At 41.2% G+C, this 20,178-nt stretch carries 13 protein-coding genes and 2 tRNA genes; 14 read left to right on the top strand and 1 reads right to left on the bottom strand.

From position 1 onward, the window contains the following. The first annotated feature begins 55 nt into the window (after positions 1-55). The 3 genes from PSH50_RS02555 to PSH50_RS02545 all read left to right on the top strand — a co-directional run bounded on the left by PSH50_RS02555 (position 56) and on the right by PSH50_RS02545 (position 975). Positions 56-131: transfer RNA gene (locus PSH50_RS02555), tRNA-Glu, on the top strand. An 87-nt stretch (positions 132-218) separates the two neighbouring features. Further along, positions 219-294 (top strand) — tRNA-Glu (locus PSH50_RS02550). Positions 295-708: 414 nt separating this feature from the next. Beyond that, positions 709-975 (top strand): DksA/TraR family C4-type zinc finger protein, encoded by a 267-nt coding sequence (locus PSH50_RS02545; RefSeq protein WP_024034161.1) that lies wholly within the window; start codon positions 709-711, stop codon positions 973-975. A gap of 37 nt (positions 976-1,012) precedes the next feature. On the opposite strand, the gene gloA is transcribed toward PSH50_RS02545, so the two are convergent. Beyond that, positions 1,013-1,411, bottom strand: a complete 399-nt coding sequence (gene gloA / locus PSH50_RS02540) for a lactoylglutathione lyase (RefSeq protein ID WP_004589277.1) — start codon at positions 1,409-1,411, stop codon at positions 1,013-1,015. Positions 1,412-2,350: 939 nt separating this feature from the next. Between gloA and PSH50_RS02535 the strand changes: the two genes are divergently transcribed. From PSH50_RS02535 to PSH50_RS02485, 11 genes are all read left to right on the top strand, one after another. Then, entirely contained in the window at positions 2,351-3,229 is an 879-nt protein-coding gene (locus PSH50_RS02535) for an NAD(P)-dependent oxidoreductase (protein ID WP_024034160.1), read from the top strand. Positions 3,230-3,375: 146 nt separating this feature from the next. Continuing rightward, a complete protein-coding gene (locus PSH50_RS02530; RefSeq protein WP_273586742.1) occupies positions 3,376-5,634 on the top strand; it encodes a chondroitinase-B domain-containing protein in 2,259 nt (752 codons plus the stop codon). 5 nt (positions 5,635-5,639) lie between these two features. Then, entirely contained in the window at positions 5,640-7,856 is a 2,217-nt protein-coding gene (locus tag PSH50_RS02525) for a heparinase II/III family protein (RefSeq protein ID WP_273586862.1), read from the top strand. Positions 7,857-7,861: 5 nt separating this feature from the next. Next, positions 7,862-8,206: a cupin domain-containing protein gene (locus PSH50_RS02520; RefSeq protein ID WP_004589273.1), complete on the top strand. Its 345-nt coding sequence runs from the start codon at positions 7,862-7,864 to the stop codon at positions 8,204-8,206. A 3-nt stretch (positions 8,207-8,209) separates the two neighbouring features. Further along, a complete protein-coding gene (locus tag PSH50_RS02515; protein WP_055020381.1) occupies positions 8,210-9,517 on the top strand; it encodes an MFS transporter in 1,308 nt (435 codons plus the stop codon). 58 nt (positions 9,518-9,575) lie between these two features. Beyond that, positions 9,576-10,508, top strand: coding sequence for a sugar kinase (locus tag PSH50_RS02510; RefSeq protein ID WP_024034156.1), 933 nt, complete (start codon positions 9,576-9,578; stop codon positions 10,506-10,508). Positions 10,509-10,573: 65 nt separating this feature from the next. After that, entirely contained in the window at positions 10,574-11,191 is a 618-nt protein-coding gene (gene eda / locus PSH50_RS02505) for a bifunctional 4-hydroxy-2-oxoglutarate aldolase/2-dehydro-3-deoxy-phosphogluconate aldolase (RefSeq protein WP_055020383.1), read from the top strand. Between the two features lie 14 nt (positions 11,192-11,205). Then, positions 11,206-12,288 carry a class II fructose-bisphosphate aldolase gene (gene fbaA, locus PSH50_RS02500; protein ID WP_054983428.1) on the top strand — a complete coding sequence of 361 codons (1,083 nt, stop codon included), beginning with the start codon at positions 11,206-11,208 and terminating at the stop codon, positions 12,286-12,288. After that, positions 12,285-13,247 (top strand): class 1 fructose-bisphosphatase, encoded by a 963-nt coding sequence (locus PSH50_RS02495; protein ID WP_029772406.1) that lies wholly within the window; start codon positions 12,285-12,287, stop codon positions 13,245-13,247. Before fbaA ends, PSH50_RS02495 begins: the two co-directional genes overlap by 4 nt. 525 nt (positions 13,248-13,772) lie before the next feature. Then, complete coding sequence (locus tag PSH50_RS02490) at positions 13,773-16,508, top strand: poly(beta-D-mannuronate) lyase (protein ID WP_273586863.1); 2,736 nt, start codon at positions 13,773-13,775, stop codon at positions 16,506-16,508. Between the two features lie 78 nt (positions 16,509-16,586). Beyond that, positions 16,587-19,634, top strand: a complete 3,048-nt coding sequence (locus PSH50_RS02485; protein ID WP_126007600.1) for a TonB-dependent receptor — start codon at positions 16,587-16,589, stop codon at positions 19,632-19,634. Positions 19,635-20,178: the final 544 nt, after the last annotated feature.

The raw sequence follows: 20,178 nt of genomic DNA, 5'->3' as shown, positions 1-20,178 counted from the left end.
AAAACTCGTCTGAAACGAGTCAAACCATTCAGTTGTCCTAGTGACACTTTTTAGTGTCCCCATCGTCTAGAGGCCTAGGACACCGCCCTTTCACGGCGGTAACAGGGGTTCGAATCCCCTTGGGGACGCCACTTACTATTTATAGTAGGGTAGTGTTATTAATAAAACTCGTCTGAAACGAGTCAAACCATTCAGTTGTCCTAGTGACACTTTTTAGTGTCCCCATCGTCTAGAGGCCTAGGACACCGCCCTTTCACGGCGGTAACAGGGGTTCGAATCCCCTTGGGGACGCCACTTACTATTTTAGTAGTGTATAAAGCTATTACTTCCTCAGCTATCCAGCGCATTAATTTCTACCGTTTATCCGTTAAAATTTTACTTTACACTTTTAATTTTCTTCAATATCTAAAAACCTATCTATTTAATTAATAATCACCTACGTATAACTTCTTAGGCTTTCAAGACCGATCCGCAATAATAATTATTCATTTACAGTGATAAATTTTTTGCTGTCTGCGTTAAAAATACATACTTATAACTGCATGTGTAGATAAAATGGATAGCACAACTAAATTACAAATTACTCTTAATCATATCTATTCATCCTTTAAATAGCTTACTCAATAAAGCCAGTACAAAATATTCAGCATTTATAAAGCGCTGTGCTGCTAGCCTTTTAGTTTAATTTCTTATTATTAGGAGTTAATTATGGCAAGTGGTTGGGCGCGTGATGGCGCAATTCAAGATCAAATCGATGCAAGTGTTAACGACGCAGTGCAATATGCAAGACAAAATTTAATCTCAGGCGCGAGTGCTGAATTCTGTGATGAGTGTGATTGTGAAATACCACAGGCACGCAGGTTAGCGCTGCCAGGTGTTAGGCACTGTGTGGCGTGTCAAAGTGAGCTTGAGGCTAAAGGCAAGGGCGTTGCTGGCGTAAACCGCCGAGCAAGTAAAGATAGCCAACTAAGGTAAAGGTGCGACTAGGCACCTTTCTGATAAATTTTATTGCCTAGTGAGCTTTGTTTTTCTTTTTCTGAATAAGCTCAATTGAATAGCCATCAGGGTCTTTCACAAAAGCAATTTCTGTTGTGCCGCCTTTTACTGGCCCCGGTTCTCGACTGACGTTTCCACCAGCGGCCTTTATGTCGTCACATGCCTTGTATATATCGTCAAATTCAATAGCTATATGGCCATACGCATTACCAAGATCGTAGCTATTTTCATCCCAATTATAAGTAAGCTCTAACACAGTATTACTATCCTCTTCACCATACCCTACAAAAGCTAATGTATAACGATACTCTTCGTTGTCAGAACGGCGTAATTCTTTCATTCCTAAAATCTGTGTATAAAAAGAAAGTGACTTTTCTAAGTCGGCTACACGCAACATTGTGTGTAATAAACGCATTTAGGTTACCTCTGTGAGTTTAAATTTAAATAGGTGTGGAGCATAGCGTCTTTATGGGGTATCCATAACCGCATTGCAAAGGCCAGAGCCTGCCATATACCTAGGGGCTTATTTTACCTCAACTGTGAACAATAAGTTTATATTAACCAGCTATTTGCGCACTCATTGCGTCAAATTTACGTGCAATAAGCCCAGCTATTGCCGCGCAAGTGGCTTTGCCTTCACTGAAAACCTCGGCTTGTGAAATAAATTAAAATATCAGTACGATTTAATACGTAAGTAAACTTCTTGACCTGAGTTCGGGCAATTTAAGCTAAATGTGGGCAAGGCTCGGCATTTACAACCACGCATTGCCATAATATTAGCACACTAAATTAGTGGTTTTACCAACAATGGGTTAGTGCACAATGTAATTATAGCCATGCTATTTATACGAGTTTATAAAGTTGTTGCACTTATTGGTCAACCTATTTTTTATTAAGCTCTAACCAAAGAAGGGGAAAGTGCGTGGAATTAATTTGATTTTCATACTACCTATAACTAATTGTTTATTATTGTTATTTTGTTGATTTGAAATAAATTGTAAATTACCTTGGTTTACAAAGTTAACTTATTGGTTGACAAGATTGGTGTATGGTAATACAGTTTTTACATACCAATTGGTAAGTTGCTTGGTTTTAGCTTCTCCAAGGTATTAATAAATAATCAAAGCAATGCTAAGCATAACGAAACAAATACGTAACCGGTCAACAATATACAGCGTGTAATCACTCTGTTTTTATTCGCTCAAATGGTAATAACGCGGCGGGTTACCTATTCAAACGAACATGCTCAGGGTTACTTTAGCAAATTGAATTAAACGACACAGCGTACCTATTTATGGGGTAAATCATTACTCGTACTCATAAAAGCACGCGCCATCATATTTAGGAGTTATTCATGTCTAAACCAGTAATCGGTTTTATCGGCCTTGGCTTAATGGGCGGCAATATGGCCGAAAACTTACAGAACAAAGGCTATGAGCTTATTGTTATGGATTTAAACAAAGATGCGGTTGCTGCATGCGTTAGCAGAGGCGCAAAAACAGCAAGCACTGCAAAAGAGCTTGCACAAGGTGCAGACATAATTATGTTTTGTTTAACAACATCAGCAGTTGTTGAAAAAATTGTGTACGCAGAAGATGGCATTTTAGCGGGTATTAAAGAAGGCGCGGTATTAATTGATTTTGGTACATCAATTCCTTCGTCTACTAAAAAAATTGGTGCTGATCTAGCCGCTAAAGGCGCAGGCATGATTGACGCACCACTAGGGCGTACTCCAGCCCATGCTAAAGACGGCCTATTAAATATTATGGCAGCGGGCGATATTGACACCTTCAATAAAGTTAAACCTGTACTTGAAGATCAAGGCGAAAACGTATTTCACCTAGGTGAGCTAGGCGCAGGGCATACAACTAAGTTAATCAATAACTTTATGGGTATGACCACAGTATGTGCTATGTCACAAGCGTTTGCTGTAGCAGACAAAGCCGGTGTAGACCGCCAGCAACTATTTGACATTATGTCGACAGGGCCTTCTAGCTCTCCATTTATGCAATTTTGTAAAAACTACGCGGTAGACAATGTAAGCGACCTTGGTTTTTCAATTGCCAATGCAAACAAAGATTTAGGCTACTTCCTACAAATGGTTTCAGACCTTGGGACTGAATCAAAAATTGCTGAAGGGTCATCTGCTAACTTACAAGCGGCATTTGATGCAGGTATGGGGCAAGGCAACGTACCAGAAATTTTTGATTACTTTAAAACTCTAGAAAAGTAATACCGACAACATTGGGTGCTTTAACGTAGTTAAAGCACCAAAACACACACAACATCAATTGGCTAGATTTAACCTGCTTTGTGCAATGAGTGCAGCATTACTATTGATAAGGCATTACTTCCGGTCACACTGAAAAAGAGTTATCTATGCGTTTAATTAATATAATAAAGCTTAGCCTAGTTCTTATTGGGTGCACATCCACACAATTGGCAGCCAAAGATTATTTTGTAGACACTAAACAAGCTTTTCAAGAAATCTCTGACAAACTCGTTGCCGGCGATAAAGTAACTCTCAAAGACGGTACGTGGTCTAATTTCGAAATTTTATTACAAGGCCAAGGAACCAAAAACGCCCCTATAAAGCTTACAGCGCAAACCAAGGGTAACGTTATTTTATCAGGGCAATCTAATTTAAGACTGGCGGGTTCGTATTTAGAAGTGTCAGGACTTGTATTTAAAAATGGTTATACGCCTAGCTCAGCCGTTATTGAATTTCGTAAAAGCAAAGATGAGCTTGCTACTCACTCCCGCGTAACACAAGTTGTTATCGATAACTACAATAACCCCGATAAACGAGAATCAGACTATTGGGTGGCTCTATATGGTAAACACAATCGTTTTGATCACAGCCACTTAGTAGGTAAACGTAACAAAGGCGTTACGGTTGCAGTAAGGCTTAATAGTGAGCAAAGCCAACAAAACCACCATCAAATTGATCATAACTTCTTTGGCTATCGTCCTACTTTTGGATCTAACGGCGGTGAAACACTGCGCATTGGTACTAGCCACTATTCATTAAGTGATTCATTGACCTTAGTTGAAAACAACTACTTTGAACGTACTAACGGCGAAGTAGAAATAATCTCGGTTAAATCAGGGAAAAACCAAATCCGCAATAATGTGTTTTTTGAATCTCGCGGCACACTAACGTTGCGCCATGGTAATGGCAATATTATAGAAGAGAACGTTTTTTTTGGTAACGGTGTAGATCACACAGGTGGCATTCGCATAATTAATAAAAACCAAACAGTAAAAAATAACTACTTAGAAGGTTTAACAGGCTACCGTTTTGGCAGTGGTTTTACGGTTATGAACGGCGTACCTAACTCACCAATAAATCGCTACCATCAGGTAGAAAACGCGACAATTGAAAACAATACCTATGTAAATGTGCGTCATATACAACTTGGCGCAGGTAGCGATAGCGAGCGAAGCGCTGCGCCAATTAATAGCGTAATGATAAATAACCTTATTATTAATCAAAATGGCGAGCAGCCTTTTACAACCTTTGATGATGTAAGCGGTATTAAATTTAGTAAAAATGTAGCTAATACCCAGGTATTAAAAGAGTTAAATTACGGTGTTAAACAGCAAAATGTAACACTAACCAGAGCTAGTAACGGTTTACTGTATCCTGAATCAAGCAAAATTAGTGCAGGTGCTAAACGCGGTTTAAAGGTACTAAAAAAGGCCGATACCGGCGTTAGTTGGTATCCAAAAACAGAGCAAGTTGTGGCATTTGATACGGGTAAAACTCACCAGGTTAAAGCAACTGCAGATGCCTTACTTAACGCAATCAATGCAGCCCAAACGGGTGATGTATTAGAGCTTGCAGATGGTCAATACGATGTATCTAAACTCGTTAAAATAACAAAAGTGCTTACCCTTAAGGCTAAACATACTGGCAAAGCTAAGCTGACCTACCAACGCTCCACCTTATTCGAAATTCATGATGGCGGTAGCTTAAAGCTAGATGGTTTAGTTATCTCGGGTGAAAACGCACCTGATGCCATTAATAATAGTGTGGTACGTACTAAAAAGTGGGGCATGGTTGATAACTACCGCTTTGAAATACACAACTCACAATTAACTAATCTTGATATTAATCACTCATTTCACTTTTTTGTAACGGGTAAAGGGGCGATGGCAGATGAAATCGCGTTAGTAAATAATACCTTTAAAAATGTAACTGGCGATATTTTACGTCTTGATACCGAAATAGAAGACTTAGGTATTTATAACGCAGAGTATGTAACACTTAAAAACAATACCTTTAATGAGGTAGCCGGTGGCGTCGTTAAGTTATACCGAGGTGGAAGTGATGAAAGCACCTTTGGTCCGCATTTATTAATGACCAATAACACCCTAACTAAAGTAGGTTTAGGTAAGCGCAACAAGGCGCAAGCGAGTGTGTATGCGCACGGTGTACAAGTCACAAATATTGCAAGCAACGTATTTGAAAAATCGGCACCGATTAAAATTGAGCACACGGTTGGTGAGCCAATAACAGCCATTACAGATAACACCTTTGATGCAACTCAAGCGCCAAGCGTAAAAGAGTTACGTGTAGCGGGCTCGCACACGGCAACGATTAAAAATAACAACGTTTTAAATAAGGTGAACTAACAATGATGAATTTAACCCAAAATAAGTCATTATTTAAAACGCTGGGTGTTACTGTAAGTGCCTTAGTTTTATCGATAAACGCCTACGCAGCGCATCCAAATTTGGTAATAACCAATGATGATGTACAGCAAATGCGCCAAGCAATTAGCAACAATGAACAGGGCAAGTTTGCCAACGCATTTGCAGCGCTTAAGGCACAAGTGGATGAGCAAATTAAAAGCCCTATAACAGTGCCTGTACCAAAAGACGGTGGGGGAGGGTATACCCACGAACGACACAAAAAAAATTATCAGCTTATGTATAACGCCGGTGTTATTTATCAGCTAAGCCAAGATGATAAATACGCTCATTACGTACGTGATATGTTGCTTGAGTATGCCAAATTATACCCAACACTTGATGTACACCCTAAGCGCAAAGTTAAGTCGCAAAACCCAGGTAAACTATTTTGGCAAAGCCTTAATGAGGCCATGTGGCTTGTTTATACTATTCAAGCATACGATTTAGTGCATGATGCGTTAAGCGCCGCTAATATTAAAACCATTGAAAATGACTTACTGCGTCCAGTATCGTTATTTTTATCACAAGGCCAGCCATCAACCTTTAACAAGGTACATAACCATGGTACCTGGGCTACAGCCGGTGTAGGCATGGCAGGGTATGTGTTAGATGAATCTGAGTGGGTCGAAAAGTCTCTTTACGATTTAGATAAATCGGGCGAGGGTGGCTTTATTAAGCAGCTAGACATGCTGTTTTCGCCACAGGGCTATTACAACGAAGGTCCTTATTATCAACGCTTTGCACTACTTCCGTTTGTTACCTTTGCTAAAGCAATTGAAAACAACGAACCGCAGCGAGACATTTTTGAATATCGCGATGGCATATTACTTAAAGCGATTGATACCACTATTCAGCTAAGCTATAACGGTTTGTTTTTCCCGATAAACGATGCAATTAAAAGTAAAGGTATAGACACAATAGAGCTGGTAAACGGTGTAACAGCCGCTTACGGTTTAACACACGATACTGGTTACTTAGATATAGCTAAAAAGCAAAATCAAATAATACTCTCTGGCGATGGCCTAAAAGTGGCTCAAGCACTGGATAAAAATAAGCAAACTCCTTATGTATTTAAATCGGTAGCATTTGGCGATGGTAACGATGGCGAGCAAGGGGCGTTGGTAGTAATGCGTACGCAAACTGGTGGCGACCAAGCACTTTTATTTAAACCTGCCGCGCAGGGTTTAGGGCATGGACATTTTGATAAATTAACATGGCAGTTTTACGATCATGGCAATGAAATTGTATCTGATTATGGCGCTGCACGTTTTTTAAATGTTGAGGCTAAATACGGCGGCCGTTACCTACCAGAAAACGAAACTTACGCAAAACATACCGTGGCACACAATACGGTTGTGATTGATGAAACCTCGCATTTTAATGCAAATGTTAAAGTGGGTAATAACAATCATCCTACGCTTAATTTCTTTGAAACAAACCAATACGGAACGGTGTCAAGTGGGCAAATAAGCACCGCTTACAAAGGTGTTGAGCTTGAACGCACCTTAGCATTAATTAATTTACCTATGCTTGAAAGCACGCTTGCAGTTGATATTTTTAATGTGACTGCAGATAACTCCCATAAAATTGATTTACCACTGCATTACAAAGGCCAATTAATTGATACCAGCTTTGAGTTACTTGGTAGCACCAAAAGCTTAGCTGCGCTGGGTGATAAAAATGGTTATCAACATTTATGGTTAAAAGCACAGGCGCAACCAGATGAAGGCCTAGCAAAGGTAACGTGGTTAAACGACAACGGCCGTTTTTATACACAAACTAGCCTAGTGAAAGGGGATGAGTCTTTCTTATTTACGCAAATAGGGGCAAACGATCCACACTTTAATCTTCGTAACGAAAATGGCTACATTCGCCGTGTAGAAGGTAAAAAACAGCATAAATTTATTTCAGTACTTGAGCCTCACGGTGAATACAACCCAAGTAAAGAATATACCCTAGAGGCTGTTAGCCGTGTATCGTCACTTAAGTATGGCGCACAAGAGCACTTAGACCTAATTGAAGTTAAAGTAAAAAATAATACCTATTTGGTTGCTATCAACAAAGCCGATAAAGCAGCTAAACACACATTCACATATCAAAATAAAGCATTCACCTTAAATGGCCGCCTTGGCGTTTATGCGATGAAGAATAATCAGGAGTAAACAGGATGCAAAAGCAAAGTGCACACTTTTCATTTGGTAACGAAACCGAGATTGAAGATTTAGGTAATGGCTTAAAACGCCAAATGCTTGGCTATAACGAAGAGCTAATGGCCGTGAAAATTTGGTTCTCAGAAGGGGCTATTGGTTATAACCATGCACACAGGCACTCGCAAGTAACGTATGTGGTTGAGGGTGAGTTTCACTTTAACATTGATGGCGTAACTAAAATCTTAAAAGCGGGTGATAGCTGTTTTATTCCTCCTTTTGCTGATCACGGTGCAACGTGCCCAACTGGCGGTATACTGATTGATACCTTTAGCCCAGCTCGCGAAGACTTTCTTGAGGAATAACCTATGAAAATTCAAGGCTTACGCTGGTGGGTTATAGTGCTAATTGCACTTGCTACCATTATTAACTACATCGACCGTCAAGCGCTTAGCGTGTTATGGCCAGACATTGTGGAAGAAATGTTCCCTGATGAATCTGCGTTAGAGCGTAAACAAATTTACGCTAATATTTCTATAGTATTCGTATTTGCTTATGCATTTGGCCAAGCTATTTTTGGCAAAATTTTTGACTGGGTTGGCACGCGTTTAGGTTTTGTGCTTTCAATTGGTGTGTGGTCATTAGCCACTGTTGCCCATGCTTTTGCACAAGGGGTGCTCAGTTTAAGTATTTTCCGTGCAATTTTAGGTGTAGCCGAAGCTGGTAACTGGCCCGGTGCAGCTAAAGGTAATGCCGAGTGGTTTCCAACAAAAGAGCGTGCTTTAGCGCAAGGTATATTTAATTCTGGCGCAGCCATTGGTGGCATTATTGCTATCCCGCTTATTGCTTATTTAACCGTGTATTTTAGCTGGCAAATGGTGTTTGTATTTGTTGGTGCCTTAGGTTTTTTATGGTTAGTTCCTTGGATTATATTGGTAAAAGCGCCTCCAGGCTCTCACCCTTGGATAAGTGAAGAAGAGCGTGAGTACATTCTTACCGGACAAAGACGCGTTGATGATAACGGCGATGTAACAAGCGATGACGAAGAAGAATATAACCCGTCTACAGGCGAGTTACTCTCTCGTAAGCAAAGCTGGGGCGTAATTATAGCCTCTGCAGCTATCGACCCTATTTGGTGGTTATTTGTTTTTTGGATACCAATTTACTTAAACGAAGTGTATGGCATGGATGTTAAATCGATTGGTATTTATGGCTGGGTTCCGTATGTAGGCGCTATGTTTGGTGCTTGGTTTGGTGGCTTACTTGCCCAAAACCGCCTTAAAGCAGGCTGGAATACCGATAAAACGCGTAAGCTGACCATCACATTAGGGTGTCTAATTATGTTGCCGGCGCTGCTTGCAATGGCAAACCCAGGCGAGCCGGTAATTGCGGTACTTATTATGGCTGTTATTTTATTTGGTTTTCAAACCGCCATTGGTAACGTGCAAACCTTACCAAGCGACTTACTGGGTAAAAAAGCGGTAGGTACGTTGTCGGGCTTCTCTGGAATGGCCGCTAAATTAGGTGCTGTAGGCCTTACGTCATTGGTACCTATTTTAACAGCGGACGGTAATTATACACCGGCGTTTGTGATAGGCGCGTCTTTAGCGATTATTGCAATGGCAGCTGTATGGATCTTAATTCCAAAAATTGAACCATTGAAAAAGCCTAACTAATTTGTTGGCAATGGCTGTGTTTCTCACAGCCATTTACTACCGAAGGTAAGTGATAATAATGAAAAATATTTACTTTATTGGCGAGTGCATGATTGAGTTAAGAGCGACTGTTCCCTCTACATTGCATCAGTCATTTGCAGGTGACGTATACAATTCGGCTGTTTACTTAAAGCGTTGTTTCCCACAAATCAGCACCTCAGTTATTACCGCTTTAGGGGAAGATAACTTAAGTAAAAAAATGCGTGAGCGTTTTGCAAGTGAGCAATTAAATACAGATTATGTATTTGCTCATAACAGTAAAGTCCCAGGTATGTATTACATAGAAACGGACGAGCAAGGCGAGCGCAGTTTTATTTACTGGCGGGATGATTCAGCAGCCAAAAAGGTGGTTGAATTTATCAGCCCTGAGCTCGTTAAGCAGCTGTCATCGGGTGATATGTTTTTCTTTTCGGGTATTTCTTTAGCCGTAATAGAAGAGCAAGCAAGAGCGCAGTTTTGGGACATAGTGAAGCAACTTAAAGCCGCGGGTGTAAAAATAGTATTTGACCCAAATTACCGTGCGCGACTTTGGGATAACGTTGAGCAAACTAAAGCGCAATACCATAGTGCATTTAGCCTAGCCGATATTACGTTACCCGGCGTTGAAGACTTAGAAACGCTTTACAACGTGCAAAGTGTAGAAGCGGTAATTGATTATCTGGCTCCGTACAACATTAACGAAATTATAGTAAAAAACGGCCCCGATTCAGTCATTACAAAAGAGGCTAATACAGTGCAAAGCCACAGTATTACGCCGGTTAAAAACGTTGTTGATACAACCTCCGCAGGCGATGCCTTTAACGGCGTGTATTTAGGAGCGCGCTTAGATGGGCGCCCAATTAGCGAAGCGGTTAAGCTGGGCGCGCAGGCTGCCGGCGCTGTTATTCAGCAACCCGGTGCTATTGCACCAAAAGATGTTTTTCAACAAGCCATGGCTAAATCAGGTCTCTAACTGGCTAATTTACTCAATTTATAACACTAAGTAGCACGATTATTTAAAAATAAGGGAAATAACGCATGACTCGCTTTTCTGAACTAATGGCAGGGCAAACTCTGCTACCTATAATTCAAGCAGACACGCCAGAGCAAGGTGTAAACATTGCTAAAGCAATGGCAGAGGCAGGCCTAACTTTGGTAGAAGTTGTTCTTAGAACAGATGCATCAATTGATGCGCTTAAAGCCATTAAAGAACAGGTTCCACAGCTAAAAGTGGGCGCAGGCACCGTTATTAACGAAACAATTTTAAAGCAAGCGCTAGAAGCAGGCTCAGATTTTATAGTTACTCCCGCTGTATCGCCTACACTATTAAGTGAGCTGGTTAAGTGTAATGTGCCAGTATTGCCAGGTGTATCAAATACCGGCGATATATTAATGGCACTTGAGTATGGTTTTGAAGAGCAAAAACTCTTTCCTGCTTCACTGGCTGGTGGTGCGCCGTTTGTCTCTGCTGTCTCATCTGTATTTCGTGCAGTGAGTTTTTGCCCGACCGGCGGTGTAAGCGAAAAAAATAAAATGGATTACTTGTCGTTAAACAATGTATTTGCAGTAGGCGGTACCTGGGTTGCTAAAAAAGAATGGGTAGCGCAGGGTAATTGGCAAGCCATTACAGACTCTTGTATCGAGGCTTTAAAATAGCAAGGAGCAAAAAAATGAATTATTTAGCCCCAACCATTGCACCAGGCGTTGTTGTTGGCGATGAAGTAAGCGAAGTGTATAAACACGCACGAACGCATCAGTATGCATTGCCTGCTGTAAACGTGGTGAGCACATCGTCAATTAATGCCACCTTAGAGGCCGCAAAAAAAATGAAGTCGCCGGTCATTATTCAACTCTCTAATGGGGGAGCGCAGTTTTTTTGTGGTAAAGGTTTAGCACTAGAGGGCCAGCAATCTGCCGTTGTTGGGGCAATAAGTGCTGCACAGTATGTGCATAACGTGGCGAAGCACTATGGCGTTGCTGTAATGCTGCACACAGATCACGCAGCAAAAAAACTACTGCCCTGGATTGATGGTTTATTAGATGAAGGCGAAAAGTATTTTGCGCAAACAGGTAAGCCGCTTTTTTCATCGCACATGATTGACCTGTCAGAAGAGCCACTGGAAGAAAATATAGAAATTTGTGAGCGTTATTTAGCGCGCATGGCAAAAATAGGCATGACACTTGAAATAGAGCTCGGGTGTACCGGCGGAGAAGAAGACGGGGTTGATAACTCGCACCTAGACAGCTCTGCGCTTTACACTCAACCAGAAGATGTAGCCTACGCCTATGAGCGACTTAGTAAAATAAGCCCTAATTTTATCATTGCTGCTTCTTTTGGTAACGTCCACGGCGTATACAAGCCTGGCAATGTGGTATTAACACCTACCATATTACGCGACTCGCAAGCCTATGTAGCTGAAAAATTTAATTTAGAGCATAACGCTATTAATTTTGTATTTCACGGTGGGAGTGGCTCTGAGCACAGTAAAATTGCTGAGTCGCTAACCTACGGGGTGGTAAAAATGAACATTGATACCGACACCCAATGGGCGAGTTGGAACGGGGTATTAAACTACTACCAAGAAAAACAAGACTACTTGCAAGGCCAAATTGGTAACCCTGATGGCGAAGATAAACCCAATAAAAAATACTATGATCCACGTGTGTGGTTACGTCAGTCGGAGCAGCATATGGTGGCTCGCCTGATCCAATGTTTTGACGACCTTAATTGTGTGAACAGGTATAGCGCATGAAAAGACTGAATAAAGTATTAAAGCAAGATGGGGTTGAAACCGACCTTATTATGTTAATTCGCACGCTATTAGCAACCACAAAAGAAATAGCGTTTAGAGTAAGCCAAGGTGAGCTAGCGGGTGTTTTAGGCTCTACCCTTAACGAAAATATCCAGGGCGAGGTGCAAAAAAAGTTAGATGTCATTGCCAATCAACTGTTAAAAGATACCTTAATTGATGATGATCTTGTAAAAACAGTAGCATCTGAAGAAGAAGATAATGCAGTAGGCGCCCACCCTGATGGCAAATATATTGTGGCTTTTGATCCCCTTGATGGGTCATCAAACATTGATGTTAACGGGCAAATAGGCACTATTTTTACCATTTACCCAGCTAAAGCAGATGTGCCCTACGATAGTGATGAGCAATTTAATCAACCCGGTACTAACCAGGTTTGTGCAGGCTACGTGCTGTATGGGCCATCGTCGTTATTAGTAATGAGTACAGGTGGGCCCACCCGCTGTTATACACACGATTTAACTCACGGTGGCTTTTTGCTTACAAAACCAGAGCTTGCAGTACCGAGTAAAAGCCGTGAGTTCTCGGTTAATATGGCAAATTACCGATACTGGGATGAAGCAACACAAGTTTACTTTGATAAATTACTGTATACATCAGAAGAATTTGCTAAAAGCTCAATTCGCTATAATGCAGCCATGGTTGGCGATGTGCACCGAATTTTATGCCGTGGCGGGGTATTTATGTACCCGCAAGATACGCGCGCGGGTAATGAAAACGGTAAAATACGCTTACTTTACGAAGCTAACCCACTGGCAATGCTTACTGAAAACGCAGGCGGTATAGCCACCTCTAAAGGCATGCGTATTTTAGATATTCAGCCCGATGAGCTGCATCAGCGTGTGCCTGTTATTTTAGGCTCTAGTGAACCTGTGACTTACTTTAATTCTACGGTTTATTAAATCTGACTAAGGCCTCAGTACAAAAGGGCGGTTATTGTGCTCTTACGCCTTTTAAATAAAACGTATGCCGCTGCTGACTAATAGTGAGTTAAACGCAGTGGCTACGTTAGTTTATATACACATCAAAAATTCATACCTATAGGCTATTACAGCTAAAGCTTCACACCTGTATTTTCCACCCTTCCATTCTTTATGTGCTTATCGCGCTACGTATTAATACAGAGTAATTCTTTCGGTAAAACCAATTGTTCATAAAGGTTGTTTGTTTATCTATTCGTGAAATTAATATTGGTAATAACGCTGTGTTATTAGGTATAGACGTAAGTTAACTTTCAGTTAATAAAATATGATGAATTTTGAACGAATATAGTGGTAAAAGTGTTTTTATTATGCTTATATTACCAAGTTGGTTAACAATGAAGCGTAAAAATAAAATAATTTGGTAATAACACACTGGGTATTTGGTAAATCACACATAACATCTGCTAAATACTAAACCACACAATTAAGGAGAATAGAGCCATGATGAAATTAAAACATTTTGCATTATGTGCTGTTGCAGCTGCCATTATAGGTTGTGACACGGATTCAAATAATAATAACAACACATTGGGCTCTATTGCTCTATCAGGTACAGCGTTAACGGGCGAAACATTGTCGACCAGCGTAAATGATGCCGATGGTATTTCTGGCGAAGTAAGCTACTACTGGTACGCCGACGGACAAGTTATAAGTGGCGCTAATGACGCAACTTTTACATTAACAGATGAGCAAATTGGTTTTGCAATTACAGCACAAGCACTTTATACAGATGACAGCGGTGTTAATGAGTCACATTTAAGTGAGCCCACCGATGAAGTGTCAGCTATTCCTTTTGCGGCCACGGTAGAAATTAACGGTGATGCAATTATAGGTAATGAACTAAGTGCTAATGTAGCGGATGAAAATGGTTTTGATCCGGCGCTTGTAGCATATACATGGTTTGCAGATGATGTTGAAATTGCCGATGAAACCTTAGCAACCTACACTATTACCGAATCGCAACTAGGTAAAGTTATAACTGTAAATGCAGCATTTGAAGATAACAGAGGCTTTGCAGAGTCAGCTACATCAACTGCCACAGCGCCAGTAGAGCGTGCAAATTCAGAAGGGTCGGTGGCTATTGTTGGCACACCTACGGTGGGTAATACACTTACAGCCGAAATAACAGATGAAGATGGCGCAAGCGGCACAATTACTTACCAATGGTTTGCTGATGAGGTTGCAATTAGTGGTGCCACGCAAAGCACTTACGTTGTAGATGAGTCATTATTAGGGCAATTTATTACCGTGCAGGTTACCTACACGGACGATCACGGTTTTACCGAAGACAACCTTTCTGAGGCAACCATTGCTGTTTCTGCAGAGGCTGTAGATGAAGCGGGTAGTATCACCATTTCAGGGGCTACGCCATATTTAGTGACTAGCGAATTAACCGCTGAAATTAGCGATAACAACGGGGTAGATGAGCAAAACGTTACCTACACTTGGCTTGCTGATGGCGTTGCAATTGCCGACACCAACAGCAAAACATTTACGCCAACTAATCAAGCTGGCGCGATTATATCGGTCACTGCGAGTTATACCGATAACGATGGCTTTTCAAGCACAATTACGGGCGCCGCCGATACAGTAGTGTACACGCAAGTGATAAGCGATGCGGATGCGCTATTAGGTGCTATTAACGCAGGGCTTGGTGATGGCGATGTGCTTGGTTTAAATACCGGTGTATATGCCGATCTTGATGCCATTATGCTAACCAGCGCAGCAACACTTAAAGCTGTTGAAGGACAAAGCCCGGTAATTAGTGGCGAGCTTTGTATTCATGTAGCCAGTGGGGTTGATGGCGCGGGTATTGAAGGACTTACATTTAAAAATATTGATACTAAATCGGGTGGCTTTTGTGAAACCGAAGAAGATGCCGTTATTTATTCTGAGGGTGACAACTTCACCTTTACACAAAATACTATCGATGGTGAAGCAGAGACGTTAAATAACTCTACTTACCATTGGTTAATGCTTAAAGGTGACGCCGCAATGGTTGAGCGTAATACCTTTGCCAACCGCGATAAAGCAGAAAATGGTTCGGTGATAAAAATGTCTTCATCGAGCACTAACCACGTTATTCAATATAACCTTTTCACAGGTACCAGCAGCAACCCAAATTTTGGTAACTCTAGCCTGCACTTAATTAACGCAGGTAGTACAACAGGTACAGGCTCTGCTGATGATGCAAACTTTACTATTCAATATAACCGAGTAGAAAACTTTGTTACAGGCCGACGCTTAATGCGCGTACAAACCTCTGGCGCGACGATTAAAGGCAATACCATTTTAAATCCTAATGGCGGTATTTCGCTTGAAGATGGTGGATTTAATACGGTATCAGACAACATTATTATTCGTACCACTGATATTGCAAGTTCAAGCGATCGTCCTGCCGGCGTGCTAGTTACGCCTTTAGGTCACACTGTAAGCAATAACTACATCGCTGGTATTCGCTCAGGTAATAAAGAAGCCGGTGGTATTGTATTTACCGCTAACCCATTTTCACAAGCTGATGGCGGGGTGCCAAATGGAGGTAACCAAGCTGTGCTTGATGGCGCAGGCGACTTTACCCTTAATGTGACTAACAATACGGTACTTAACTCACAGCAACCATTTGTATTTAGTACAGAAATAGGTTCAAAGGCACCTGTTGGAGATTGTGATGAGCTTACCGCAGAAAATGCCCCTGTACTGTATGGTTTAACTAAAAATGCGTTTGAAATTAACTTCAACGGTAATTTAAATGCAAATGGGGTGGGCGATCAAACTGATGAAGACACCATTGAAAGCAGCGCGCTTGTTTATGGTTTCTTTTACCCTAACGAGCTGTCGAGCGACCACTCTTTTGAATACGACTGTGACCTAATTAACCATACTGAATCACTGTTCTCTAACAGCTTTGGCTTTAGTGACAGTTATGAGTCGGGCGATGCGAGCGACCTATGGGTTGATATTAGAAACGTAAATGGCAATGGTGAATACGACACCGATGGCGCTATTGACCAAAACCCAGAAGCAAATGGTAAAGAAATCCCAGAGTTTGTCACTGCTACAAGTACGCTGCTTGAGACTGACTCAAATGGAGCACAAGCCTTAGCAGGTGCAAGAAACTTATACTACATCCAAAGCACTGATGTAGGTGCAGGCTCTACGTGGGTGGCACAAGATGAATAAGCCCACACTGCACATTATTAATACTTATAAAAATAGCAAACTACGCACAACACACACAATGATAAAGGAGAACGCGGCATGTCGTTAAAAATGGATCGAAGACGTCAACATTCTACAAACAGCTCTGTTTGTAATCATTTTGCACTTTCACCTGCTGCTAAGTTAATTAGAGCAAGTTTACTTGCAGGTATGGCAGGTTCATTGTCATTTAATGCTTTTGCTCAGCAAGAAGCCCAAGAAAAAGTGACTGAAGTAGAGCAAGATGTAGAAATCATCAGCGTTACAGGTACTCGTAGAACCATACAAGATCAAATTGCAATTAAGCGTGAGGCAACAACGGTTGTCGATGGTTTATCTGCAGAAGATATTGGTGATTTACCCGCGCTGTCAATTGGTGAAGCGCTTGAGTCGATTACCGGTGCCGCATCTCATCGTGAAAACGGGGGCGCTACCGAAATCACCATTCGTGGTTTAGGCCCATTTTTAAGCGCAACCCATATTAATGGCCGTGAAGCTACTAATGGTAGTGGTGATCGCTCGGTTAACTTTTCACAGTTTCCATCAGAGCTTGTAAAAAAGGTCGCTATTTACAAAACCCAAGATGCTTCAATGATTGAAGGTGGCGTAGCCGGTGTGATAGCACTTGAAACGATTGCCCCGCTAGATTACGGCAAACAACGCGTACAAGGCGAAGTAAAACTAAATTACAACCCAGATGAAAGTAATGTAGAAAACTCACTGCAAAGTGATACAGGCTATCGTGGTACGTTTAGTTATGTTGACCAATTTGAGTTTGCCGATGGCCAAGCAGTGGGTGTGTCTTTTGGTGTGCAGCGCCAAGATATTAGCCAACCAGAGGCCGAATACAGAAGCTCAAGCCCATCGGGCTCTTCACTTTGGGCATGTTTAAATGACCCAACTAATACGAATGAAGGGTTTTACAGAAGCAGCGCAGGTGATTGTGAAGACCAAGTAAATGGCAGTAACAATCAAGGTTATCAAACAAACATCGACCCAGAAACAGGCAAAGCCGAAAGCGATGGCACTCCATACGCATGGACAGGCAGTAGCCGCAGCTATCGTCAAAATGAAACCTCAGATGAGCGTGATGCAGTATTTATTGCAATGCAATACCAGCCGTCGTCTGAGTGGGATGTTAACTTTGATGCACAAATCTCTGACAGAATACAAAGAGAAGCACGCCACGATTTAATTTTTTTACAAAAACGCGCAACACCTGGTTTAACAGGCCCAACGCTTGTTACTAACGATGTAGGCGGAATTTTACATTGGGAAGGTGAAGAACGTATTGAATCGGCAGGCGAGCAATTCTCTCGTGAAGAAAACTACCAAGGTTATGGCATTAATATTGAGCACACGGTAACCGACCGCCTTACTGTAAATCTTGATTTAGCGTATTCAAAAACTGAGCGTGAAGAGCTACAAATTTCTAACCGTGGTAGAACCGCAGACCGTAATTTGTTTAGCTGGGATATGGGCGATGAAATTCCTCACTTCACGTTAACGGACTTTGATGTAACTGATATTTCTAACTTTACAGATAGCTTACGTACACGTTTAGACCGTGAAAATGTTCGCGAAAACGTTGTTAAATCGGCGCGTATTGATTTTGACTACGCGTTAGAGGGCGATATATTTACCAGTATTGAAGGGGGTATTAGAGCCTCAGAACTAAGCTTTATACAGTTTGGTGGTAGCCAAGGTAATGGATCTCGTACTGAGTACACGATAGGCGATGACTCAGCATTGGAGATACTTCAAGGCTGTCAAATTGACTTCCCAGAATCTGATTTTTTATCTAGCGTATCGGATGGCAACTTAGTAACAAATGTAGATAGTAGCGGTAATGTAATAAGCTCTGGGACAGGTTCTTCGTGGGCGACCTACGATAACGTGTGTTTCTCTCAAGCCGTAGCGGCTACAGACGCTGACTATACAGGTGAATTTGGTTACCCTGATGTTGAGTACGAAAATGCCGGTACCATAGATGTTACTGAAAAAACCACCTCAGTGTACTTAATGGCAAACTACGACACTGAAGTATTTGGTAAGTTTATTCGTGGTAACTTCGGCCTGCGTATTGTTGATACTGATGTAACCTCTGTAGGCTTTAGAACAAATTACACTGTAGATGTAGATGAAACTACAGGCGCCGTAACCCTCGATGTAGGGGATTCACTAGAAAGAACCGAAAGTGGCGGTGGTTATACCAAATACTTACCAAGCTTTAACTTAGTAGTTGATTACAGTGAAGACATTTTACTGCGTGCGGGTATTTACCGTGGTATGTCACGTGCTGACCCATCTGATTTAGGCTATGATCGCGACTTTGTAACAGACGATCAATCTGTTGCGCTATCGCTTTCTGACTTATTAACCGTAGATGGTTCAGGTAACCCTGATACTCAACCATTAATGTCATGGAACTACGACTTAGCCTTTGAATGGTACCCTAATGAAGATTCTATTTTAGCACTAAGCCTATACTACAAACAGTTCCAAGGTGGCTTCCAGCAACAAACTGTGATTGAAGACTATGTGGTTGGCGGTGAAACAGTATCACTACCAGTGACAAATTCAGTAACAACCGATAATGATAGCGATATACTGGGTTTAGAAGCATCGTTCTCGTACCGCTGGGATAATGGTATTGGTGTAAAATTTGGCTATAACTTTGCAGATACTGACTTTGAGTTTGAAGATAGCTTATATGGCGATACATACGTTACCGACCTAGATGGCAATACTACTCAATTAACTGCCGGTATTATTGAACCAGGTTCGGTGCCGGGCTTCTCAGAGCATGTATTTAGCAGCCAACTGTATTACCAAATTGGTGACTTTGATACGGCCATTATTTACAAATACCGTAGTGAATACTTCCAACCTTATACCAGTAATGGTACCCGCTTACGTTATGTTGATGCCGTAGGTGTATGGGAAATGCGTGCATCGTATAAAATTAACGAGCACTTTAGAGTTAAAGCTGAAGCCATTAACTTGTTTAGCGCACCTAAGTCACAAGACTTCTTTGTGGAAGATAACCTAGGTGAAGTAAACGATTACGGCCCACGTTTATTCTTAGGAATGAGCTTTAAGCTATAAGACAATAACCAGTGATCCCCACTTTAAAACCCAATTAGCGTATGCCGCTAATTGGGTTTTTTTGTATGTGCGTGTGGGCTATTAACACTAAGCTTTTTGAATCGCGGCGCACTTTCTTAACTAAATCTTGGTTAAACCTTTTTACCTAAAGCGCAGCATTACTAAACTCAGTGTTAGTAACGCTGCGTTATTGGCAGGCTAATTAGTTAGCCAAAAGTCTACTATCTTTATCTTGGTTGACCAATTAATTCGGTAAAAGCGGCTAAATATAAAAATAACGCGGTATATATAAAAAAAATATATCGAGGAGATTGAGGGGGGTTTAATCTTTTTTTGTGTGTTATTTAACCTTAATTGAGATTTAAAAGCACATTAAATACAAGTGGTTATATTATGGTCAGTAATAAAAGTGTTTTTGTCATGCCGAATTGGCTTTTATTGGTAATGACTGTTTTTGCTTTTTTTACAAAAAATGGTTTACCAATAGGTTGACCTTTGGTGCTTTTGCTGTAAATATTAAGTTAACCATTTAGATAAATGGTAA

Source organism: Pseudoalteromonas sp. Angola-7, from assembly GCF_028599255.1.
GTDB classification, from domain to species: domain Bacteria; phylum Pseudomonadota; class Gammaproteobacteria; order Enterobacterales; family Alteromonadaceae; genus Pseudoalteromonas; species Pseudoalteromonas atlantica.
This window is presented reverse-complemented; position numbering and strand designations above follow the sequence as displayed.